Source organism: Streptococcus sp. CF7_Ac1-12 (genome assembly GCF_024295905.1).
In the GTDB taxonomy this organism is placed as follows: domain Bacteria; phylum Bacillota; class Bacilli; order Lactobacillales; family Streptococcaceae; genus Streptococcus; species Streptococcus mitis_AP.
Genome location: NZ_JANCPG010000019.1, coordinates 1 through 20099 on the forward strand (window position 1 = coordinate 1; position 20099 = coordinate 20099).

General features: G+C 38.2%; 11 protein-coding genes and 1 other annotated feature. All 11 genes read left to right on the forward strand.

Translation table 11 applies throughout. The features are described 5' to 3' along the window. Nucleotides 1-101 precede the first annotated feature (101 nt). Complete coding sequence (locus NMM17_RS08615) at nucleotides 102-5870, forward strand: DUF1542 domain-containing protein (protein ID WP_254754255.1); 5769 nt, start codon at nucleotides 102-104, stop codon at nucleotides 5868-5870. A 398-nt stretch (nucleotides 5871-6268) separates the two neighbouring features. Further along, complete coding sequence (locus tag NMM17_RS08620) at nucleotides 6269-7222, forward strand: competence protein CoiA (protein ID WP_254754256.1); 954 nt, start codon at nucleotides 6269-6271, stop codon at nucleotides 7220-7222. A gap of 18 nt (nucleotides 7223-7240) precedes the next feature. Continuing rightward, complete coding sequence (gene pepF / locus NMM17_RS08625; RefSeq protein WP_254754257.1) at nucleotides 7241-9043, forward strand: oligoendopeptidase F; 1803 nt, start codon at nucleotides 7241-7243, stop codon at nucleotides 9041-9043. A 1-nt stretch (nucleotide 9044) separates the two neighbouring features. Beyond that, nucleotides 9045-9758 carry an O-methyltransferase gene (locus NMM17_RS08630; RefSeq protein ID WP_254754258.1) on the forward strand — a complete coding sequence of 238 codons (714 nt, stop codon included), beginning with the start codon at nucleotides 9045-9047 and terminating at the stop codon, nucleotides 9756-9758. A 66-nt stretch (nucleotides 9759-9824) separates the two neighbouring features. After that, complete coding sequence (prsA, locus tag NMM17_RS08635) at nucleotides 9825-10763, forward strand: peptidylprolyl isomerase PrsA (protein WP_004254642.1); 939 nt, start codon at nucleotides 9825-9827, stop codon at nucleotides 10761-10763. A 160-nt stretch (nucleotides 10764-10923) separates the two neighbouring features. After that, nucleotides 10924-12147: an FtsW/RodA/SpoVE family cell cycle protein gene (locus NMM17_RS08640; protein WP_000703371.1), complete on the forward strand. Its 1224-nt coding sequence runs from the start codon at nucleotides 10924-10926 to the stop codon at nucleotides 12145-12147. Between the two features lie 24 nt (nucleotides 12148-12171). After that, complete coding sequence (ppc, locus tag NMM17_RS08645) at nucleotides 12172-14868, forward strand: phosphoenolpyruvate carboxylase (protein ID WP_049543527.1); 2697 nt, start codon at nucleotides 12172-12174, stop codon at nucleotides 14866-14868. A gap of 96 nt (nucleotides 14869-14964) precedes the next feature. Beyond that, nucleotides 14965-15182: a binding site (T-box leader), on the forward strand. A gap of 264 nt (nucleotides 15183-15446) precedes the next feature. Next, nucleotides 15447-16442 (forward strand): tryptophan ABC transporter substrate-binding protein, encoded by a 996-nt coding sequence (gene trpX / locus NMM17_RS08650; protein ID WP_000792150.1) that lies wholly within the window; start codon nucleotides 15447-15449, stop codon nucleotides 16440-16442. A gap of 75 nt (nucleotides 16443-16517) precedes the next feature. Next, the gene (locus NMM17_RS08655; protein ID WP_153219592.1) at nucleotides 16518-17384 is read left to right on the forward strand and encodes an ABC transporter permease; all 867 of its coding nucleotides are present in this window, start codon (nucleotides 16518-16520) and stop codon (nucleotides 17382-17384) included. Next, nucleotides 17381-18139, forward strand: coding sequence for an ABC transporter ATP-binding protein (locus tag NMM17_RS08660; RefSeq protein ID WP_254754259.1), 759 nt, complete (start codon nucleotides 17381-17383; stop codon nucleotides 18137-18139). Before NMM17_RS08655 ends, NMM17_RS08660 begins: the two co-directional genes overlap by 4 nt. Nucleotides 18140-18336: 197 nt before the next feature. Beyond that, entirely contained in the window at nucleotides 18337-20097 is a 1761-nt protein-coding gene (gene dnaG / locus NMM17_RS08665; RefSeq protein WP_254754260.1) for a DNA primase, read from the forward strand. Nucleotides 20098-20099: the final 2 nt, after the last annotated feature.

Below are 20099 nucleotides of genomic sequence, written 5' to 3' on the forward strand. Positions count from 1 at the left end.
GACTGTAATGGATTAAAAAATATGAAATAGGAGTTATTGAATTATTAGAGTAAAAGTGTATTATAAGATGTGATACAAATATTTATTTTGGAGGAAATTAGATGTTTCATAAGGGTAAATACGATCGTGAAAAGCAATTACGTTTTTCTATTCGTAAGGTCAGCTTTGGTGCAGCTAGTGTCGCAGTAGCTGCATTGTTCATGTTTTTAGGAAACGGAGCAGTATCTGCTACGGAGCAAGGGGTGCCTTCAACTAATGGGGAGACTCAAGCACTGCAACCTAAAGATCAGAATGCCCAGAATGGGACCTACGAAGGGAACACAGTAACCACTAATCCTGCTGCAATAGTAGAGACAAATACTCAACCTTCAACAGTTGAAAAAAGTCCTTCTCCAGAATCAGCACCTCAGAAGGTGGAGACTCTAGATAAGCAAGAATTAACAGATTTAATCAAAGAAGTTGATGGAAAGTTTGCTAAAGGAACATATTCTACTAAGACAGAAGAAAGCACTAACAACCTTAGATCTGTCTTAGAAGAAGCAAGAACAGTTTTGAGTAATGCAAAAACACAAGCAGAATTATCACAAGCACATGCAAACTTAATTGTAGCAACAACAAAATTACAAACAAAAGCAGAAGAGAAAAAAGAAGCACCAGCAGTTGATACTACAAATGGAAAATCAACTGTAGGTACTAAAGCAACTAATACTGAAAAAACTTCAGAATCTAATTCGATTGCAAACTCAGGTTCTAGAGATGAACGTAATGGGAAAGTCTTGGATACAAATAACCCATTCCGTACGGATGCAGCTACAACGGATACAGATCCTACTGCAAATCAAACGTATACAGCACCTGCGGCAGATGCTAATTTAGAGACATTATCGAATGAGTTGAAAACCTTACCAAATTTTATTGAAAATAATAAAAAAATTCAGAATATGGATACTTTAGGGAATGCTCTAAAAGTTGAAAAAGGTAGTGTTACTGAAATAAATGAATTTGGTGGATGGAAAGCAGTAGGTGATAGTGGTAAATTTGCTATCGCAAGAAAAACGGAAAGCGGTGTTTTTCCAATTGAGACAGTTAACACAGTATGGGATTCTAAAGGAAAGACCTACAATACTTGGGTATTAGAGCAATCTTTTGATAGAACTAGTGATTATATGTTATTCTTATCGAAAGTTAGGACACAGGAAAATAGAGAAGAAGAAACATTTGATGGTTCTAAGTATCAACGTTCAGGTGAACCCAAAAAAATTGCTAAAGGTGTTAAAGGATTTAATGGAATTCAAAAAACATTTAAAGCATACTCAAAAGAACATGGTTCTAAAGTAATAGTGTCATTTAAAACAGGATACACTGGAGATATTGATGGTACTAAAGCAAAATATAAAGTTGAAGTAATTATTAATCGTAATGGACAAGAAGAAAAATTATATGATCAAACATTTACACCGGAAGTTTCAAAAACAAACTCTGAAATGAATGTAGTGAAGGCAAGTGATGGAACTAACCGACCTCAAAATTTCAGTACACCAGAGACACCAACCCCTACAAAAGAAGAACTTGAAGCAAAAATTGCTAATAATAAACCGAATGGTACGGGGGGGACATTTACAAGTAAGGAGATTACATTGCCTGAAGGTGTTACTGAGTATACAGTACGTATTAGCTCAGCTGATAATCAACATTTAGGAATGGGATATCAATCACCATATAGACACTATGCTCTTCCAGTGACTGGATTAGATTTCAATATTGACCAAGATACTGGTGCAATCGCTAAAGATTTACTATCTCGTATTTATGATAAGTTAAAAGCAACCGAAACAGCAGATACAGATGGAAAAACAAATGAAACAAAAGCTGCTTATTTAGCTGAATTAGAAAATATTAATACACTTATAACAAGTACAAATGTTAAGAAAACAGTAGATTATAAAAAGGCTTTAGAATCTATCTTATCGAAGCATTTAGCATTAGAAGTTGATAAAACAGGATTAACAGATTCAAAAACTTTACTTGATGGTTTAGTGAATGAAGATCCAACACCAGGGAAAACTCAGGATACAGCTACTGCTTATAATGCTGCAAAACAAGAAGCGATTAAAGCTATTGATGCAGCAAAAAAAGTTATTGACAATACAGATGCAACTGTAGCTCAAGTAAGAGAAGCATTAGCAACAGTTAATGCTAAAAAAACAGCTTTACAAAAAGCTAAAGATGACTTAATTGAGGCAGCAACAGCAGAAGAAAAAGCTAAATTAAAAGCAGATGCAGATTCATTAGTAAAAGCTGATACTACAGGAAAAACACCAAAAAGTATTGAAGCTTATAATATAAAATATGAAGCTATAAAAGCACAATTAGAAGCTGCCAAAATAGAAGCTGCTGCAGTATTAGCAAAAGAAAATAATGCATCTAAAGCAGAAGCACAAGTAGCTCAAACAAAAGTAGATGCTGCAAAAGCAGAGTTAACAAAGGCAGCAGAATTATTAGTCAATAAAGCTGATAAAACAGAGTTAACACAAGCAAAAGAAGCGTTAAGCACTTTAGCAACAGAAGCAGATCCAACAACAGGAAAAACTGCAGATAGTGCAAAAGCCTATAACGATGCGAAAACAGATGCACAAGAAGCAATTAAAACCGCAGAAACAGTAATTAATGACGAAAATGCAACACCAGAACAAGTGACAGCAGCTTTAGAAAAAGTAAATGCCAAAAAAACAGATTTACAACAAGCTAAAGATGGTTTAATTGAAGCCGCAACAACAGAAGAAAAAGCAAAATTAAAAGCAGATGCAGATCTATTAACAAAAGCTGATGAAACAGGTAAAACACCAGATAGTATCGCAGCATATGAAAGAAAGTATGAAGAATTAAAAGCACAATTAGAAGCAGCAAAAACGGAAGCAGACAAAGTTTTAGCAAAAGGCAATAATGCAACAAAAGAGGAAGTTAAAGCCGCTCAAGCAAAAGTAGATGCAGTGAAAACTGAATTAGAAACTGCTAAAAATCTTCTTGTAGAAGCTGCAACTACAGAAGAAAAAACAAAATTAAAAACAGACTCTGATGCATTGAAAAAAGCTGATACAACTGGGAAAACAGCAGATAGTATTAAAGCATATGGAGCAGAATTTGAAAAATTAAAAGCTCAATTAGAAGAGACAAAAGCAGAAGCAGACAAAGTTTTAGCAAAAGGCAATAATGCAACAAAAGAAGAAGTTAAAGCTGCCCAAGAAAAAGTGGATGCAGCAAAAACAGCTTTAGATAAAGCAGCAGAATCATTGAAAGATCTTGATAGAGATGCTGCTAAAAAAGAAATTGCAGATGCCGCTAAAAAAGCCACGGATGCTATTGAAGCTAGTACTAGCTTAACGCTAGAACAAAAGGCGGAAGAAAAAGCAAAAGTAGCTAAAGAAGCAAAAGATGCAACAGATGCTATTGATAATGCAACAACTGAAGAGGGTATCAACTCTGCAAAAGAAAATGGAAAATTAGCTATCGAAAAAGAAGCAGCAATTTCAGCAATTAAAGCGACAAAAGAAGCTAAGTTGTCCGAAATTGATAAGAATACTAGCTTATCCGATGGCGAAAAAGCCGCATCCAAAGCAGAAGTAGCCAAGGTAGCAATGGAAGCAGTAGAAGCTATCCAAAAAGCAGAAACGCAAGAAGCTGTAAATGCAGCCCAAGCCAAAGGCGAAGTAGCAATCAAAGCAGTGAATCCAGTCGGCAAAGAAAAAGCGTTAGATGCGATTCAAAAAGTTGCAGAAGAAAAAATTGCAGAAATCGATAAGAATGATAAATTATCATCAGAAGAAAAAGTCGCAGCCAAAGCAGAGGTAGCTAAAGCAGCTACCGAAGCAGTAGAAGCCATTAAAAAAGCAGATACACAAGCCACAGTAGAAGCAGCCCAAGCCAAAGGAGAAATAGCAATCAAAGCAGTGAATCCAGTCGGCAAAGAAAAAGCGTTAGACGCGATTCAAAAAGCTGCAGAAGAAAAAATTGCAGAAATCGATAAGAATGATAAATTATCAGCTGAAGAAAAAGCCGCAGCCAAAGCAGAAGTGGGTAAGGTAGCAATTGAAGCAGTAGAAGCTATCCAAAAAGCAGAAACGCAAGAAGCTGTAAATACAGCTCAATCAAAAGGAGAAACAGCGATTAAAGCAGTGAATCCAGTCGGCAAAGAAAAAGCGTTAGATGCGATTCAAAAAGCTGCAGAAGAAAAAATTGCAGAAATCGATAAGAATGCTAAATTATCAGCTGAAGAAAAAGCCGCATCCAAAGCAGAAGTAGCTAAGGCAGCCATCGAAGCAGTAGAAGCTATCCAAAAAGCGACAACACAAGAAGCTGTAAATGCTGCACAAGAAAAAGGCGAAACAGCAATCAAAGCAGTGAATCCAGTCGGCAAAGAAAAAGCCTTGGAAGCAATTAAAGCGACAAAAGAAGCTAAGTTGTCCGAAATTGATAAGAATACTAGCTTATCCGATGACGAAAAAGCCGCATCCAAAGCAGAAGTAGCCAAGGTAGCAATTGAAGCAGTAGAAGCCATCCAAAAAGCAGCAACGCAAGAAGCTGTAAATGAAGTTCAAGCCAAAGGCGAAACAGCAATCAAAGCAGTAAATCCAATCGGCAAAGAAAAAGCGTTAGATGCGATTCAAAAAGCTGCAGAAGAAAAAATTGCAGAAATCGATAAGAATGCTAAATTATCATCAGAAGAAAAAGCCGCAGCCAAAGCAGAGGTAGCTAAAGCAGCAATTGAAACAGTAGAAGCTATCCAAAAAGCAGAAACGCAAGAAGCTGTAAATACAGCCCAAGCCAAAGGCGAAGCAACAATCAAAGCAGTGAATCCAGTTGGAAAAGCCCAAGCCAAAGCAGCAATTGATAAAGCTTTAGCGGAAAAAGAAAAAGCCATTGATGCAAGAACTGACTTAACAGATGCAGAAAAAGAAGTTGCTAAGAAATCAGCAAGAGCAGAAGCTGAATCAGCTAAGAAAGCAATCGATAATGCAACAGATAGTGAAGCAGTAGAGAAAGCTTTAAGAACATTCTTATACCAAATCGATCAAGAATCATTAGTTTATAATCGCCCAACTTTCAACCTTGAAGCATACATCCAAGCATCAATTACAGGAGTTGTAAAAGTTGAACGTGGAAAAGCAATTACTCAAGCTGATATCATTTCAAAACTAAGCTTACCAGAGAATGTTACAGTGATTAGCATAGACTTACCTGATACAAATACATTAGGTGATAAGTTTGCTAAAGTAATGTTAAGATTACCAGATGGAACAGAAGTAACTGTAAAAGTACCGGTTAGAGTTGTTGCTTCACAAAATGGGGATTCTAAACCAGAAATTGCTCTTCCAGATTATGGTAGAAGTAACGGATCTACTAACACTGAAGCGACAGTGGATAAAGCGAAGTTAGAAGGCGCTATTCGTCAATTAGATGAACTAATCATCCAAGAGTCAGCTAAGTTTGATTCAGAAACTTCAAAAGAAGCGACTGTATTATCAGCAGATGCTAAGAAAGTATTTGCTAATGCAGATGTAAGTCAAGCAGAAGTGGATGCAATGGTGAAACGTATCGAAGACTTCATGGCGAAAGTTGCTTCATCGACTGATCATACAACTCCAGCTAATGACCAAGCAGCCCAAACACCAGCTGTAGCTCCATCTACTGCTCAAGCAGCAGCTAATGCTGGTCAAACAGCATCAGCACAAGCAAATGCGCGTAAAGCAGCTAAAGAATTGCCAAATACAGGTACAGCAGATTCTACTGTAGCTATGGTAGCAGCAGCCGCAAGTGCATTACTTGGTCTTGGTCTTGCAGGTCGTCGTCGTAAAGAAGATGAAGAAGCTTAATTGGTAGATTGTTTGATAATTATCAGATGGTAAATCCGATTTTCAAAGCTTAGACAAGTACCTCTCATAAGAAAATCTCCTAGCAGGAAATCCTGCTAGGAGATTTTTTGTTAATTATAGTATAGTGAAATGAAACTGGAAAAGTACGATATAAATTCTTAACTATTGTTAGAAATTTGATTTTATAGCAGATTAAAACTAGTATAGTATACAACTGCTACTAAAATATTTTTAGAAATTAATTTGATTCACCTAATAAAATTGTTCATATCTTATTTCAATTAATTATAATTTCTCAATCAATTTGCTTATATTTTATTTCGATTTACTATACTTTTTTCTATAATTAAAAATACGATTATTAATTTTTACGAATAATATAGAAAAGGAGGGAAATCATGTTTGTTGCGAGAGATACTAGGGGAGAATTGGTAAATGTGTTAGAGGATAAGCTTGAGAAGCAAGCATACACCTGCCCCGCTTGTGGAGGTCAGCTCCGTTTGCGTCAAGGACCAAGTGTACGGACCCATTTTGCCCATAAATCTTTAAAAGACTGTGGTTTTTCATTTGAAAATGAAAGTCCAGAACACTTGGCCAATAAGGAATCTCTCTATCAGTGGTTGAAAAAAGAGGTAGAGGTTCAATTAGAATACCCCCTTCCAGAGCTTAAACAGATTGCGGATGTATTTGTAAATGGCAATCTAGCTCTAGAGGTTCAGTGTAGCCCCTTGCCTCAAAAAGTTCTTAAAGAGCGAAGTGAGGGCTATCGTAGTCAGGGTTATCAAGTACTGTGGTTGCTGGGTCAAAAACTTTGGCTCAAGGAGCGTTTAACTCGTCTGCAACAAGGTTTTCTCTATTTTAGTCACAACATGGGCTTTTATGTTTGGGAATTAGATAAGGAAAAACAGCTTTTAAGGCTCAAATACCTGATTCACCAAGACCTCCGTGGTAAACTCCATTATCAAATCAAGGAATTTCCCTATGGTCAAGCTAGTTTATTGGAAATATTGCGTTTTCCTTATAAGAAACAAAAAATATCTCATTTTACAGTTTCTCAGGACAAGGACATCTGTCGCTATATCCGACAGCAACTTTATTATCAAAATCCCTTTTGGATGAAAGAACAAGCAGAAGCCTATCAAAAGGGAGAAAATCTCCTGACTTATGGGCTAAAAGAATGGTATCCACAAATTCGACCACTAGTAGGTAATTTTTGCCAAATTGAGCAAGATTTGATTCGCTATTATCTGTATTTTCAAACCTATTATCAAGAAAATCCTCAAAATGATTGGCAAATGCTCTATCCACCAGCCTTTTATCAGCAATATTTCTTAAAAAATATGGTAGAATAGAAAGGATGGAGGAATCTAATGGTATTACAAAGACATGAAATAAATGAAAAAGATAAATGGGATCTATCAACGATCTACCCAACTGACCAGGCTTGGGAAGAAGCCTTAAAAGATTTAACAGAACAACTGGAGAAAGTAAGCCAGTATGAAGGTCATCTCTTGGATAGCGCGGATAGCCTACTAGAAATTACTGAATTTTCTCTTGAAATGGAACGCCAGATGGAGAAGCTTTACGTCTATGCTCATATGAAGAATGATCAGGATACTCGTGAAGCTAAGTACCAAGAGTACTATGCCAAGGCAATGACTCTCTACAGCCAGCTAGACCAAGCCTTTTCATTCTATGAGCCTGAATTTATGGAGATTAGTGAAGAGCAGTATGCTGACTTTTTAGAGGCTCAACCAAAATTGCAGGTTTATCAACACTATTTTGACAAGCTTTTACAAGGCAAGGAACACGTTCTATCACAACGTGAAGAAGAATTATTGGCTGGAGCTGGAGAAATCTTTGGTTCGGCAAGTGAAACCTTCGCTATCTTGGACAATGCGGATATTGTGTTCCCTTATGTCCTTGACGATGATGGTAAAGAAGTTCAGCTCTCTCATGGGACTTACACACGTTTGATGGAGTCTAAAAATCGTGAGGTGCGTCGTGGTGCCTATCAAGCACTTTATGCGACTTATGAACAATTCCAACATACCTATGCCAAAACCTTGCAAACCAATGTTAAGGTGCAAAACTACCGTGCCAAAGTTCGCAACTATAAGAGTGCTCGTCATGCAGCCCTCGCTGCGAATTTTGTTCCAGAGAGTGTTTATGACAATTTGGTAGCAGCAGTTCGCAAGCATTTGCCACTCTTGCATCGTTACCTTGAACTTCGTTCAAAAATCTTGGGAATTTCAGACCTCAAGATGTACGATGTCTACACACCACTTTCATCTGTTGAATATAGTTTTACCTACCAAGAAGCCTTGAAAAAAGCAGAAGATGCCTTGGCAGTCTTGGGTGAGGATTACTTGAGCCGTGTTAAACGTGCCTTCAGCGAGCGTTGGATTGATGTTTACGAAAACCAAGGCAAGCGTTCAGGAGCCTACTCTGGTGGTTCTTACGATACCAATGCCTTCATGCTTCTCAACTGGCAGGACAATCTAGACAATCTCTTCACCCTTGTTCATGAAACAGGTCACAGTATGCATTCAAGCTATACTCGTGAAACTCAGCCTTATGTTTACGGAGATTATTCTATCTTCTTGGCTGAGATTGCATCAACTACCAATGAAAATATCTTGACGGAGAAATTATTGGAAGAAGTGGAAGATGATGCAACGCGCTTTGCTATTCTCAATAACTTCCTAGATGGTTTCCGTGGAACAGTTTTCCGCCAAACTCAATTTGCTGAGTTTGAACACGCGATTCACCAAGCGGATCAAAATGGTGAAGTCTTGACAAGTGATTTCCTAAATAAACTCTACGCAGACTTGAACCAAGAGTATTATGGTTTGAGTAAGGAAGACAATCCTGAAATCCAATACGAGTGGGCTCGCATTCCACACTTCTACTATAACTACTATGTATACCAATATTCAACTGGCTTTGCAGCAGCCTCAGCTCTGGCTGAAAAGATTGTCCATGGTAGTCAAGAAGACCGTGACCGCTATATCGACTATCTCAAGGCAGGTAAGTCTGACTATCCACTTAATGTCATGAGAAAAGCTGGTGTTGATATGGAGAAGGAAGACTATCTCAACGATTCCTTTGCAGTCTTTGAACGTCGTTTGAATGAGTTTGAAGCCCTTGTTGAAAAATTGGGATTGGCATAAGATGGTTGAATCGTATAGTAAAAATGCTAACCATAACATGCGTCGTCCTGTCGTCAAGGAAGAAATTGTAGACTTGATGCGTCAGCGCCAAAAGCAAGTCACAGGATCTTTGAAAGAATTGGAAGACTTTGCCCGCAAGGAAAATATTCCCATTATTCCCCATGAAACGGTAGCTTATTTCCGTTTTCTCATGGAAACAATGCAGCCTAAAAATATTCTGGAAATTGGGACGGCTATCGGTTTTTCAGCCCTCTTGATGGCAGAACATGCGCCAAAGACCAAGATTACAACCATTGACCGCAATCCAGAGATGATTGGATTTGCCAAGGAAAATTTCGCCCAGTTTGACAGTCGCAAGCAAATTACGCTCTTAGAAGGAGATGCGGTAGATGTCTTATCTACCTTGACAGAGTCCTATGATTTTGTCTTTATGGATTCAGCCAAGTCTAAATATATCGTCTTTCTGCCAGAAATCCTCAAACATTTGGACGTTGGAGGTGTGGTTGTCTTGGATGATATTTTCCAAGGTGGTGATGTTGCTAAGGATATTATGGAAGTCCGTCGTGGTCAGCGAACTATTTACAGAGGACTTCAAAGACTATTTGATGCAACCTTAGACAATCCAGGACTCACCGCAACACTAGTACCTCTGGGAGATGGCATTCTCATGCTTCGTAAAAATGTAGCAGATGTTCAATTGCCTGACAGCGAATGATTTTCAGAAAAATTTAAGAAAATATAGTAAAATAGATAGGGTAACACTTATCTCAAAGGAGTAGACATGAAGAAAAAACTATTGGCAGGTGCCATTACACTATTATCAGTAGCAACTTTAGCAGCTTGTTCGAAAGGTTCAGAAGGGGCAGATCTTATCAGCATGAAAGGGGATGTCATCACAGAACATCAATTTTATGAGCAAGTGAAAAGCAATCCTTCAGCTCAACAAGTATTGTTGAACATGACCATCCAAAAAGTATTTGAGAAGCAATATGGCTCAGAAGTAGATGACAAAGAAGTCAACGATACTATTGCCGAAGAAGAGAAACAATATGGTGAGAACTACCAACGTGTCTTATCGCAAGCAGGAATGACTCTTGAAACACGTAAAGCTCAAATTCGTACAAGTAAATTGGTTGAGTTGGCAGTTAAGAAAGCAGCAGAAGCTGAATTGACAGATGATGCTTACAAGAAGGCCTTTGACGAATACACTCCTGATGTGACTGCTCAAATTATCCGTTTGGACAATGAAGACAAAGCTAAAGAAATTCTTGAAAAAGCTAAAGCTAGTGATGCAGACTTTGCTCAATTAGCCAAAGATAATTCAACAGATGAGAAAACTAAAGCGAATGGTGGAGAAATCACTTTTGATTCTGCTTCAACAGAAGTACCAGAACAAGTTAAAAAAGCTGCTTTTGCTTTAGATGTAAACGGTGTTTCTGATGTGATTAGCGTTACTGGAACACAAGCCTACAGCAGTCAATATTACATTGTTAAACTGATTAAGAAAACAGAAAAATCATCTAATATTGACGATTACAAAGAAAAATTAAAAACTGTTATCTTAACTCAAAAACAAAACGACGCATCATTTGTTCAAAGTATTATCGGAAAAGAATTGCAAGCAGCCAATATCAAGGTTAAAGATCAAGCCTTCCAAAATATCTTCACTCAATACATCGGTGGTGGAGATTCAAGCTCAAGCAGTTCTTCAAAAGAATAAAACAGAAAAGAGCCAAGTGCTCTTTTTCTTATGAGAAAATCTTCTATCTTAAGGGTAAGAGTTTTTTTCTTTCGGAAAAAATGGTATAATAGCAATCAAAACTAGAAAATAAACGGAATTTGGGAATAATTTCTTTTGTTCTCATTAGATTGGTGATACTATGAAGATTAGTAAGAGGCACCTGTTAAACTATTCTATTCTAGTTCCTTACTTACTTTTATCTATTTTGGGTTTGATTGTAGTCTATTCTACAACCAGTGCCATTCTTATCGAAGAAGGTAAAAGTGCCCTCCAATTGGTTCGAAGTCAGGGAATGTTTTGGATATTTAGTTTAATATTGATTGCCTTGATATATAAGCTGAAACTGAATTTTTTAAGAAAAGAACGACTTTTATTTATTGTTATGTTTGTTGAGCTGATTCTCTTAGCTCTGGCTCGCTTAATTGGTACGCCAGTCAATGGAGCCTATGGTTGGATTTCAGTAGGACCTTTGACCATTCAGCCAGCGGAGTATTTGAAGATTATCATCGTCTGGTACTTGGCCCAACGTTTTTCAAAACAACAGGATGAAATTGGTATTTACGATTTTCAAGTTTTAACTCAAAATCAATGGATTCCTCGAGCTTTTAATGATTGGCGTTTTGTCCTCTTGGTAATGATAGGAAGTTTGGCTATTTTCCCAGATTTGGGGAATGCTACAATCCTAGCGCTGGTCGCCTTGATTATGTATACAGTTAGTGGGATTGCTCATCGTTGGTTTATAGCCTTTATCGGTGTATTGGTAGGAGTTTCAGCCCTATCCTTATCAGCTATTTCTATGATTGGGGTTGATAAGTTTTCAAAAGTTCCAGTATTTGGTTACGTTGCTAAGCGTTTCAGTGCCTACTTTAATCCCTTTGCTGATTTGGCAGGAGCAGGCCACCAACTTGCAAATTCCTACTTTGCCATGGTAAATGGTGGTTGGTTTGGTCTAGGATTAGGAAATTCAATCGAAAAACGTGGTTATTTACCAGAGGCCCATACAGATTTTGTATTTTCAATTGTCATTGAAGAGTTTGGATTTGTGGGAGCCAGCTTGATTTTAGCCCTTGTCTTTTTCCTGATTTTGCGGATTATCCTAGTCGGTATTCGTGCTAAGAATCCCTTTAATTCCATGATGGCGATTGGGGTTGGGGGGATGATGCTGGTACAGGTATTTGTTAATATTGGCGGAATTTCGGGCATTATTCCTTCGACAGGAGTAACCTTCCCCTTCTTATCACAAGGAGGGAACAGTCTCCTAGTCTTGTCTGTAGCCATCGCCTTTGTCTTAAATATTGATGCAAGTGAAAAACGTGCCCAATTATATGAGGAGTTAGAAGCTCACTCATCAAACTATATGTAGAGTTGATAGTGGAAAGGATTACCTATGTCTCTTCAAAAATTAGAAAACTATAGTAATAAAGCTGTCGTGCAAGAAGAAGTATTGATTTTAACAGAATTGTTAGAAGATATCACTAAAAATATGCTTGCCCCAGAGACTTTTGCAAAAATCATGGAGTTGAAAGAATTATCAACTCAAGAAGATTATCAAGGATTGAACCAATTAGTTACGAGTCTGTCAAATGATGAAATGGCCTATATTTCACGCTATTTCTCTATCTTGCCTCTCTTGATTAATATTTCAGAAGATGTGGATTTGGCCTATGAAATCAACCACCAAAATAATATCGATCAAGATTATCTTGGGAAATTATCGGCAACGATCAAAATGGTTGCAGAAAAAGAAAATGCGGTTGAAATTCTAGAACACTTGAATGTTGTCCCTGTTTTGACTGCCCATCCAACACAAGTACAACGTAAGAGTATGCTGGATTTGACCAATCATATCCATACCCTTTTGCGTAAGTATCGTGATGTGAAATTAGGATTGATTAATAAGGAAAAATGGCATAATGATCTCCGTCGTTACATTGAGATTATCATGCAGACAGACATGATTCGTGAAAAGAAATTGAAAGTAACCAATGAAATCACGAATGTTATGGAATACTACAATAGTTCATTCCTGAAGGCAGTTCCTCATTTGACTGCTGAGTACAAGCGTCTGGCTAAAAAACATGGCTTGGAGTTAAAACATCCTAAACCAATTACCATGGGAATGTGGATTGGTGGAGACCGTGATGGGAATCCCTTTGTTACAGCAGATACCTTGAAACAATCTGCTATGACTCAGTGTGAAGTCATCATGAACTACTATGATGAAAAGATTTACCAACTTTATCGTGAATTCTCTCTCTCAACCAGTATTGTCAATGTGAGCAAGCAAGTCAGAGAAATGGCTCGTCAATCCAAAGATAATTCGATCTATCGTGAAAAAGAGCTTTACCGTCGTGCCTTGTTTGATATTCAATCAAAAATCCAAGCAACAAAAACCTATCTGATTGAGGATAAGGAAGTTGGGGCTCGCTATGAAACAGCTAATGATTTTTATAAGGATTTAATTACTATTCGTGATTCCCTTTTAGAAAATAAGGGCGAAGCACTGATTTCTGGTGATTTTGTTGAGTTAATTCAGGCAGTTGAAATTTTTGGTTTCTATTTGGCATCTATTGACATGCGTCAAGATTCTAGTGTTCATGAAGCCTGTGTAGCTGAACTCTTGAAATCAGCTGGTATTCATTCGCATTATAGTGAACTAGGTGAAGAAGAAAAATGCCAGCTTCTCTTGAAAGAATTGGAAGAAGATCCGCGTATTCTTTCTGCCACTCATGTTGAAAAATCAGAGTTACTTGAAAAAGAATTAGCAATCTTTAAGGCTGCCCGTAAGTTGAAAGATAAGTTGGGAGATGATGTCATTCGTCAGACCATCATTTCACATGCAACCAGCGTATCAGACATGTTGGAATTGGCTATCTTGCTAAAAGAAGTAGGGTTAGTTGATAAAGAAAGAGCCCGTGTCCAAATTGTTCCTCTCTTTGAAACAATTGAGGACTTGGACCACTCAGAAGAAACTATGAGAGAATACCTTTCTCTTCCTCTTGCTAAGAAATGGATTGCTTCACGTAATAACTACCAAGAAATCATGCTTGGTTACTCTGATAGTAATAAAGATGGTGGTTACCTTTCATCATGTTGGACCCTCTACAAGGCTCAACAACAATTGACTGCTATTGGAGATGAATTTGGCGTTAAGGTTACCTTCTTCCACGGCCGTGGTGGGACTGTCGGTCGTGGTGGTGGACCAACCTATGAAGCCATCACCTCTCAACCTCTCAAGTCCATTAAGGATCGTATCCGCTTGACGGAGCAGGGTGAAGTAATTGGCAATAAATATGGTAACAAAGACGCAGCTTACTATAACCTTGAAATGTTGGTTTCGGCGGCCATTAACCGTATGATTACTCAGAAGAAGAGCGATACCAACACCTCAAATCGTTACGAAGCTATTATGGACCAAGTGGTGGACCGTAGTTACGATATCTACCGTGATTTGGTCTTTGGTAATGATCATTTCTATGATTATTTCTTCGAGTCAAGTCCAATCAAGGCTATTTCAAGCTTTAATATTGGTTCTCGTCCAGCCGCTCGTAAGACTATTACTGAAATCGGTGGTTTGCGAGCTATCCCTTGGGTATTCTCATGGTCGCAAAGTCGCGTCATGTTCCCTGGATGGTATGGAGTTGGTTCAAGCTTCAAGGAATTTATCGATAAAAATCCAGAGAATATTGCTATCTTACGAGATATGTACCAAAATTGGCCTTTCTTCCAATCGCTCCTTTCAAATGTTGATATGGTCTTGTCAAAATCAAATATGAATATTGCTTTTGAATATGCCAAACTTTGTGAAGATGATCAAGTAAAAGCAATCTATGAGACTATTCTAAATGAATGGCAAGTCACCAAGGAAGTTATCTTGGCTATCGAAGGTTACGATGAACTCTTGGCTGAAAATCCATATCTAAAAGCAAGTTTGGATTACCGTATGCCTTATTTTAATATTCTCAACTATATCCAGTTGGAGTTGATTAAACGTCAACGCCGAGGAGAATTATCAAGCGATCAAGAAAAATTAATCCATACAACCATCAACGGAATTGCGACAGGATTGCGTAATTCAGGCTGATACCTATCAAACTTCCTCTTTTCTATAGGGGAAGTTTTTGAATAGTTTAAAAAAATGCTAAAAGAGTCTTGACAAGTAGTTGAAAAATGATATAATTTAACCATTCAGAAAAGTAATCATTCAAACTTTTTAGAGAGTCTGTGGTAGCTGAAAACAGATAAGTGGCGATGATGAAAATTGGGCTGGATGTTATTTAGAATTTGAAATCATAAAAATTCGGTGAGCACACCTTACAGTGCATCTCGTTATTGCGAGACAGAGCGATAGGGAAATTCCCTATAATTGAGGTGGTACCGCGCATCGACGTCCTCACACAAGTTTTTTGTGTGAGGACTTTTTTGATGGAGGTTAGTATGGAAAGAAAACGATGGCGTCGCTTGTTTATACTCAATGAAAATCAAAAAGCAAACTAGGAAGCTAGCCGCAAGCTGCTCAAAACACTGTTTTGAGGTTGTGGATAGAACTGACAGAGTCAGTATCATATACCTACGGTAAGGCGACGCTGACGTGGTTTGAAGAGATTTTTGAAGAGTATTAGATAAGTGAAGTATTTTAAAGGAATAAAAAGGAGAAATAGAATGAAAAATAAACGTTTAATTGGAATTATCGCTGCCTTAGCAGTCTTAGTAGCAGGAAGCTTGATTTATTCTTCAATGAATAAACCAGAAGCTAAGAATGAAAAGAAAGTTGCCAAAGTTGGTGTCCTTCAGTTTGTGAGCCATCCATCTCTTGATTTGATTTATAAAGGAATTCAAGATGGACTTGCAGAAGAAGGTTATAAAGATGACCAAGTTAAAATCGATTTTATGAACTCAGAAGGTGACCAAAGTAAGGTTGCGACAATGAGTAAACAATTGGTTGCAAATGGGAATGACCTTGTGGTTGGTATTGCAACACCAGCAGCTCAAGGATTGGCTAGTGCAACAAAAGACCTACCGGTTATCATGGCTGCTATTACAGACCCAATTGGTGCTAACTTGGTCAAAGATTTGAAAAAACCAGGTGGTAACATTACAGGTGTATCTGACCATAATCCAGCTCAACAACAAGTTGAACTCATCAAAGCTCTCACACCAAATGTGAAAACAATCGGAGCCCTTTACTCAAGTAGTGAAGACAATTCAAAAACACAGGTTGAAGAATTTAAGGCTTATGCTGAAAAAGCTGGTTTGACAGTGGAAACATTTGCAGTTCCTTCAACAAATGAAATTGCTTCAACAGTTAACGTTATGACTAGTAAGGTCGATGCTATCTGGGTTCCAATCGACAACACCATTGCTTCAGCCTTCTCAACTGTTGTTTCAAGTAATCAATCCGCTAAAAAACCAATCTACCCAAGCGCAACTGCCATGGTAGAAGCAGGTGGTTTGGCATCCGTTGTAGTTGACCAACACGACCTTGGTGTGGCAACAGGTAAAATGATTGCGCAAGTCTTGAAAGGTGCAAAACCAGCCGATACTCCAGTCAATGTCTTTTCAACAGGTAAGTCAGTAATCAATAAAAAATTAGCACAAGAACTAGGTATTACGATTCCTGAATCTGTTCTAAAAGAAGCAGGACAAGTAATCGAATAATCTGTAATGGAGGAGTTGGGGACATCTCCTCCAATTTTTTACAATAGAAATCATATAGAAAAGGTTAAGAAACAGATGATATTATCTATTATTTCTCAAGGATTTGTCTGGGCTATTCTAGGTCTGGGAATCTTTATGACATTTAGGATTTTGAACTTTCCAGATATGACGACAGAAGGTTCCTTCCCTCTTGGGGGAGCTGTTGCTGTCACTCTGATAACGAAAGGTGTGAATCCCTTTTTAGCGACACTTGTTGCTGTTGGAGCTGGTTGTTTGGCTGGAATGGCGGCAGGACTTCTTTATACAAAAGGGAAAATCCCAACCTTGCTCTCAGGGATTCTGGTGATGACTTCCTGTCACTCTATCATGCTCTTGATTATGGGACGTGCAAATTTAGGATTGCTTGGAACCAAGCAAATCCAGGATGTTTTGCCTTTTGATTCGGATTTGAATCAACTTTTGACAGGTCTTATCTTTGTCAGTCTTGTTATTGTTCTTATGCTCTTTTTCTTGGATACTAAACTCGGACAAGCCTATATTGCTACAGGTGACAATCCTGATATGGCTAGAAGTTTCGGGATTCATACGGGACGCATGGAGCTTATGGGCTTGGTTTTATCAAATGGTGTGATTGCCCTTGCAGGAGCTCTTATTGCCCAGCAAGAAGGTTATGCCGATGTATCTCGAGGAATTGGGGTTATCGTTGTAGGTCTTGCAAGTTTGATTATTGGGGAAGTTATTTTCAAGAGTTTGAGCTTAGCAGAGCGTCTGGTTGCCATCGTTGTGGGTTCTATCGCCTATCAATTCTTAGTGTGGGCAGTTATTGCTCTTGGCTTTAATACAAGTTACCTTCGTTTATACAGTGCCTTGATTTTGGCAGTCTGCCTCATGATTCCAACATTTAAGCAAACAATCTTGAAAGGAGCCAAGTTAAGCAAATGACAGCAATTGTAGAATTAAAAAATGCAACCAAGGTAGTTAAAAATGGCTTTGATGAAGAAAAGATTATTTTAAATGATGTTTCATTAGAAATTTTTGAACAAGACTTTATCACGATTTTAGGTGGAAATGGTGCTGGGAAATCGACCCTCTTTAACACTATTGCAGGAACCTTATCACTAACCAGTGGGACCATTCGTATTTTAGGTGAAGATGTTACCAAGTTTTCACCAGAGAAGCGAGCCAAGTATCTGTCTCGTGTTTTCCAAGATCCCAAGATGGGAACAGCTCCTCGTATGACGGTCGCTGAAAATCTTTTAATCGCAAAGTTTCGTGGTGAAAAGCGTGGACTCTTTCCACGACGCTTGACTAGTTTTAAGGATGAGTTTCAGACGACTATTGAAAAAGTAGGAAATGGTCTTGAGAAACACTTGAATACACCGATTGAGTTCTTATCAGGTGGGCAAAGACAAGCCTTGAGTCTCTTGATGGCAACCTTGAAGCGACCTGAATTACTCTTGTTAGACGAGCATACTGCAGCTCTTGATCCAAAGACTAGTGTAGCCTTGATGGAATTGACAGACGAATTTGTCAAGAAAGATCAGCTGACAGCCTTGATGATTACCCACCATATGGAGGACGCGTTGAAGTACGGAAACCGTCTGATTGTCATGAAAGAAGGTCGTATAATTCAAGACCTTAATAATGAAGAAAAAGCTAAGATGAAAATCTCAGACTACTATCAATTATTTGAATAGATAAACTTTATTTTCATCAAAAAATAGAGAAGAAAAACTTAGAAGCGTTAAAGTGTTTCTGAGTTTTTTTAACTTTCTTTTCTATCTAGAAAAATAAGACAAAGAGAATTACGGAAAGCGTATGAAATGGTTTACTTTTTTTCAGAAATAAGCTATACTAGTTTACGTGAAACTATGATAAGATGGAGGTATTGTGTATGGTTGACAAACAAGTCATTGAAGAAATCAAAAACAATGCCAACATTGTGGAAGTCATAGGAGATGTGATTTCTTTACAAAAGGCAGGACGGAACTATCTAGGGCTCTGTCCTTTTCATGGTGAAAAAACACCTTCTTTCAACGTTGTAGAAGACAAGCAGTTTTACCACTGTTTTGGTTGTGGTCGCTCAGGTGATGTCTTTAAGTTCATAGAGGAGTACCAAGGGGTTCCCTTTATGGAGGCTGTCCAAATCTTAGGTCAGCGTGTTGGGATAGAGGTTGAAAAAACGCTTTATAATGAACAGAAGTCAGTTTCGCCTCACCAAGCTCTCTATGATATGCATGAAGATGCAGCCAAATTTTACCATGCTATTCTCATGACAACGACTATGGGAGAAGAGGCCAGAAATTACCTTTATCAGCGTGGGTTGACAGATGAAGTGCTCAAGCATTTTCGGATTGGTTTAGCACCTCCAGAACGAAACTATCTCTATCAACGTTTGTCTGATCAGTATCGTGATGAGGATTTTCTAGATTCAGGGCTATTTTACCTATCAGATGCCAATCAATTTGTAGACACTTTTCACAATCGGATCATGTTTCCCCTGACAAATGACCAAGGAAAGGTTATTGCCTTCTCAGGTCGTATCTGGCAGAAAACGGATTCACAAACTTCTAAGTATAAAAATAGCCGATCGACTGCAATTTTTAACAAAAGTTACGAATTATATCATATGGATAGGGCTAAAAAATCTTCTGGAAAAGCCAGTGAGATTTATCTGATGGAAGGATTCATGGATGTCATCGCAGCCTATCGGGCTGGAATAGAAAATGCTGTAGCGTCTATGGGAACGGCCTTAAGTCGTGAGCATGTTGAGCATCTGAAAAGGTTAACCAAGAAGTTGGTTCTTGTTTATGATGGTGATAAGGCTGGGCAAGCCGCGACATTGAAAGCGCTGGACGAAATTGGTGATATGCCTGTGCAAATCGTTAGCATGCCTGATAACTTGGATCCAGATGAGTATCTACAAAAAAATGGACCAGAAGACTTGGCCTATCTGTTAACGAAAACTCGTATTAGTCCGATTGAGTTTTACATTCATCAGTATAAGCCTGAAAACAGTGAAAATCTGCAGGCACAGATTGAGTTTATTGAAAAAATAGCTCCCTTGATTGTTCAAGAAAAATCTATTACTGCTCAAAACAGCTATATACATATTTTAGCTGACAGTCTGGCGTCCTTTGATTATGCCCAGATTGAGCAGATTGTTAATGAGAGTCGTCAGGCGCAAAGGCAGAATCGTATGGAAGGAATTTCCAGACCGATGCCAATCACTATGCCTGTCACCAAGCAGTTATCGGCTATTATGAGGGCAGAAGCCCATCTACTTTATCGAATGATGGAATCTCCCCTTGTTTTGAATGATTACCGTTTGCGAGAAGACTTTGCATTTGACACTCCTGAATTTCAGGTTTTATATGACTTGCTTGGCCAGTATGGAAATCTTCCTCCAGAAGTTCTAGCGGAGCAGACAGAGGAAGTTGAAAGAGCATGGTATCAAGTTTTAGCTCAGGATTTACCATCTGAGATGTCACCTCAGGAACTTAGTGAAGTAGAAATGACTCGAAACAAGGCTCTCTTGAATCAGGACAATATGAGAATCAAAAAGAAGGTGCAGGAAGCTAGCCATGTAGGAGATACAGACACAGCCTTAGAAGAATTGGAACGTTTAATTTCCCAAAAGAGAAGAATGGAGTAATA

Excerpts from the sequence above, each read along its gene's own strand:
- prsA (WP_004254642.1), top strand. The coding sequence starts at position 9,825 with ATGAAGAAAAAACTATTGGCAGGTGCCATTACACTATTATCAGTAGCA.
- NMM17_RS08660 (WP_254754259.1), top strand. The coding sequence starts at position 17,381 with ATGACAGCAATTGTAGAATTAAAAAATGCAACCAAGGTAGTTAAAAAT.
- NMM17_RS08655 (WP_153219592.1), top strand. The coding sequence starts at position 16,518 with ATGATATTATCTATTATTTCTCAAGGATTTGTCTGGGCTATTCTAGGT.
- ppc (WP_049543527.1), top strand. The coding sequence starts at position 12,172 with ATGTCTCTTCAAAAATTAGAAAACTATAGTAATAAAGCTGTCGTGCAA.
- NMM17_RS08630 (WP_254754258.1), top strand. The coding sequence starts at position 9,045 with ATGGTTGAATCGTATAGTAAAAATGCTAACCATAACATGCGTCGTCCT.
- NMM17_RS08640 (WP_000703371.1), top strand. The coding sequence starts at position 10,924 with ATGAAGATTAGTAAGAGGCACCTGTTAAACTATTCTATTCTAGTTCCT.
- NMM17_RS08615 (WP_254754255.1), top strand. The coding sequence starts at position 102 with ATGTTTCATAAGGGTAAATACGATCGTGAAAAGCAATTACGTTTTTCT.
- pepF (WP_254754257.1), top strand. The coding sequence starts at position 7,241 with ATGGTATTACAAAGACATGAAATAAATGAAAAAGATAAATGGGATCTA.
- NMM17_RS08620 (WP_254754256.1), top strand. The coding sequence starts at position 6,269 with ATGTTTGTTGCGAGAGATACTAGGGGAGAATTGGTAAATGTGTTAGAG.
- trpX (WP_000792150.1), top strand. The coding sequence starts at position 15,447 with ATGAAAAATAAACGTTTAATTGGAATTATCGCTGCCTTAGCAGTCTTA.
- dnaG (WP_254754260.1), top strand. The coding sequence starts at position 18,337 with ATGGTTGACAAACAAGTCATTGAAGAAATCAAAAACAATGCCAACATT.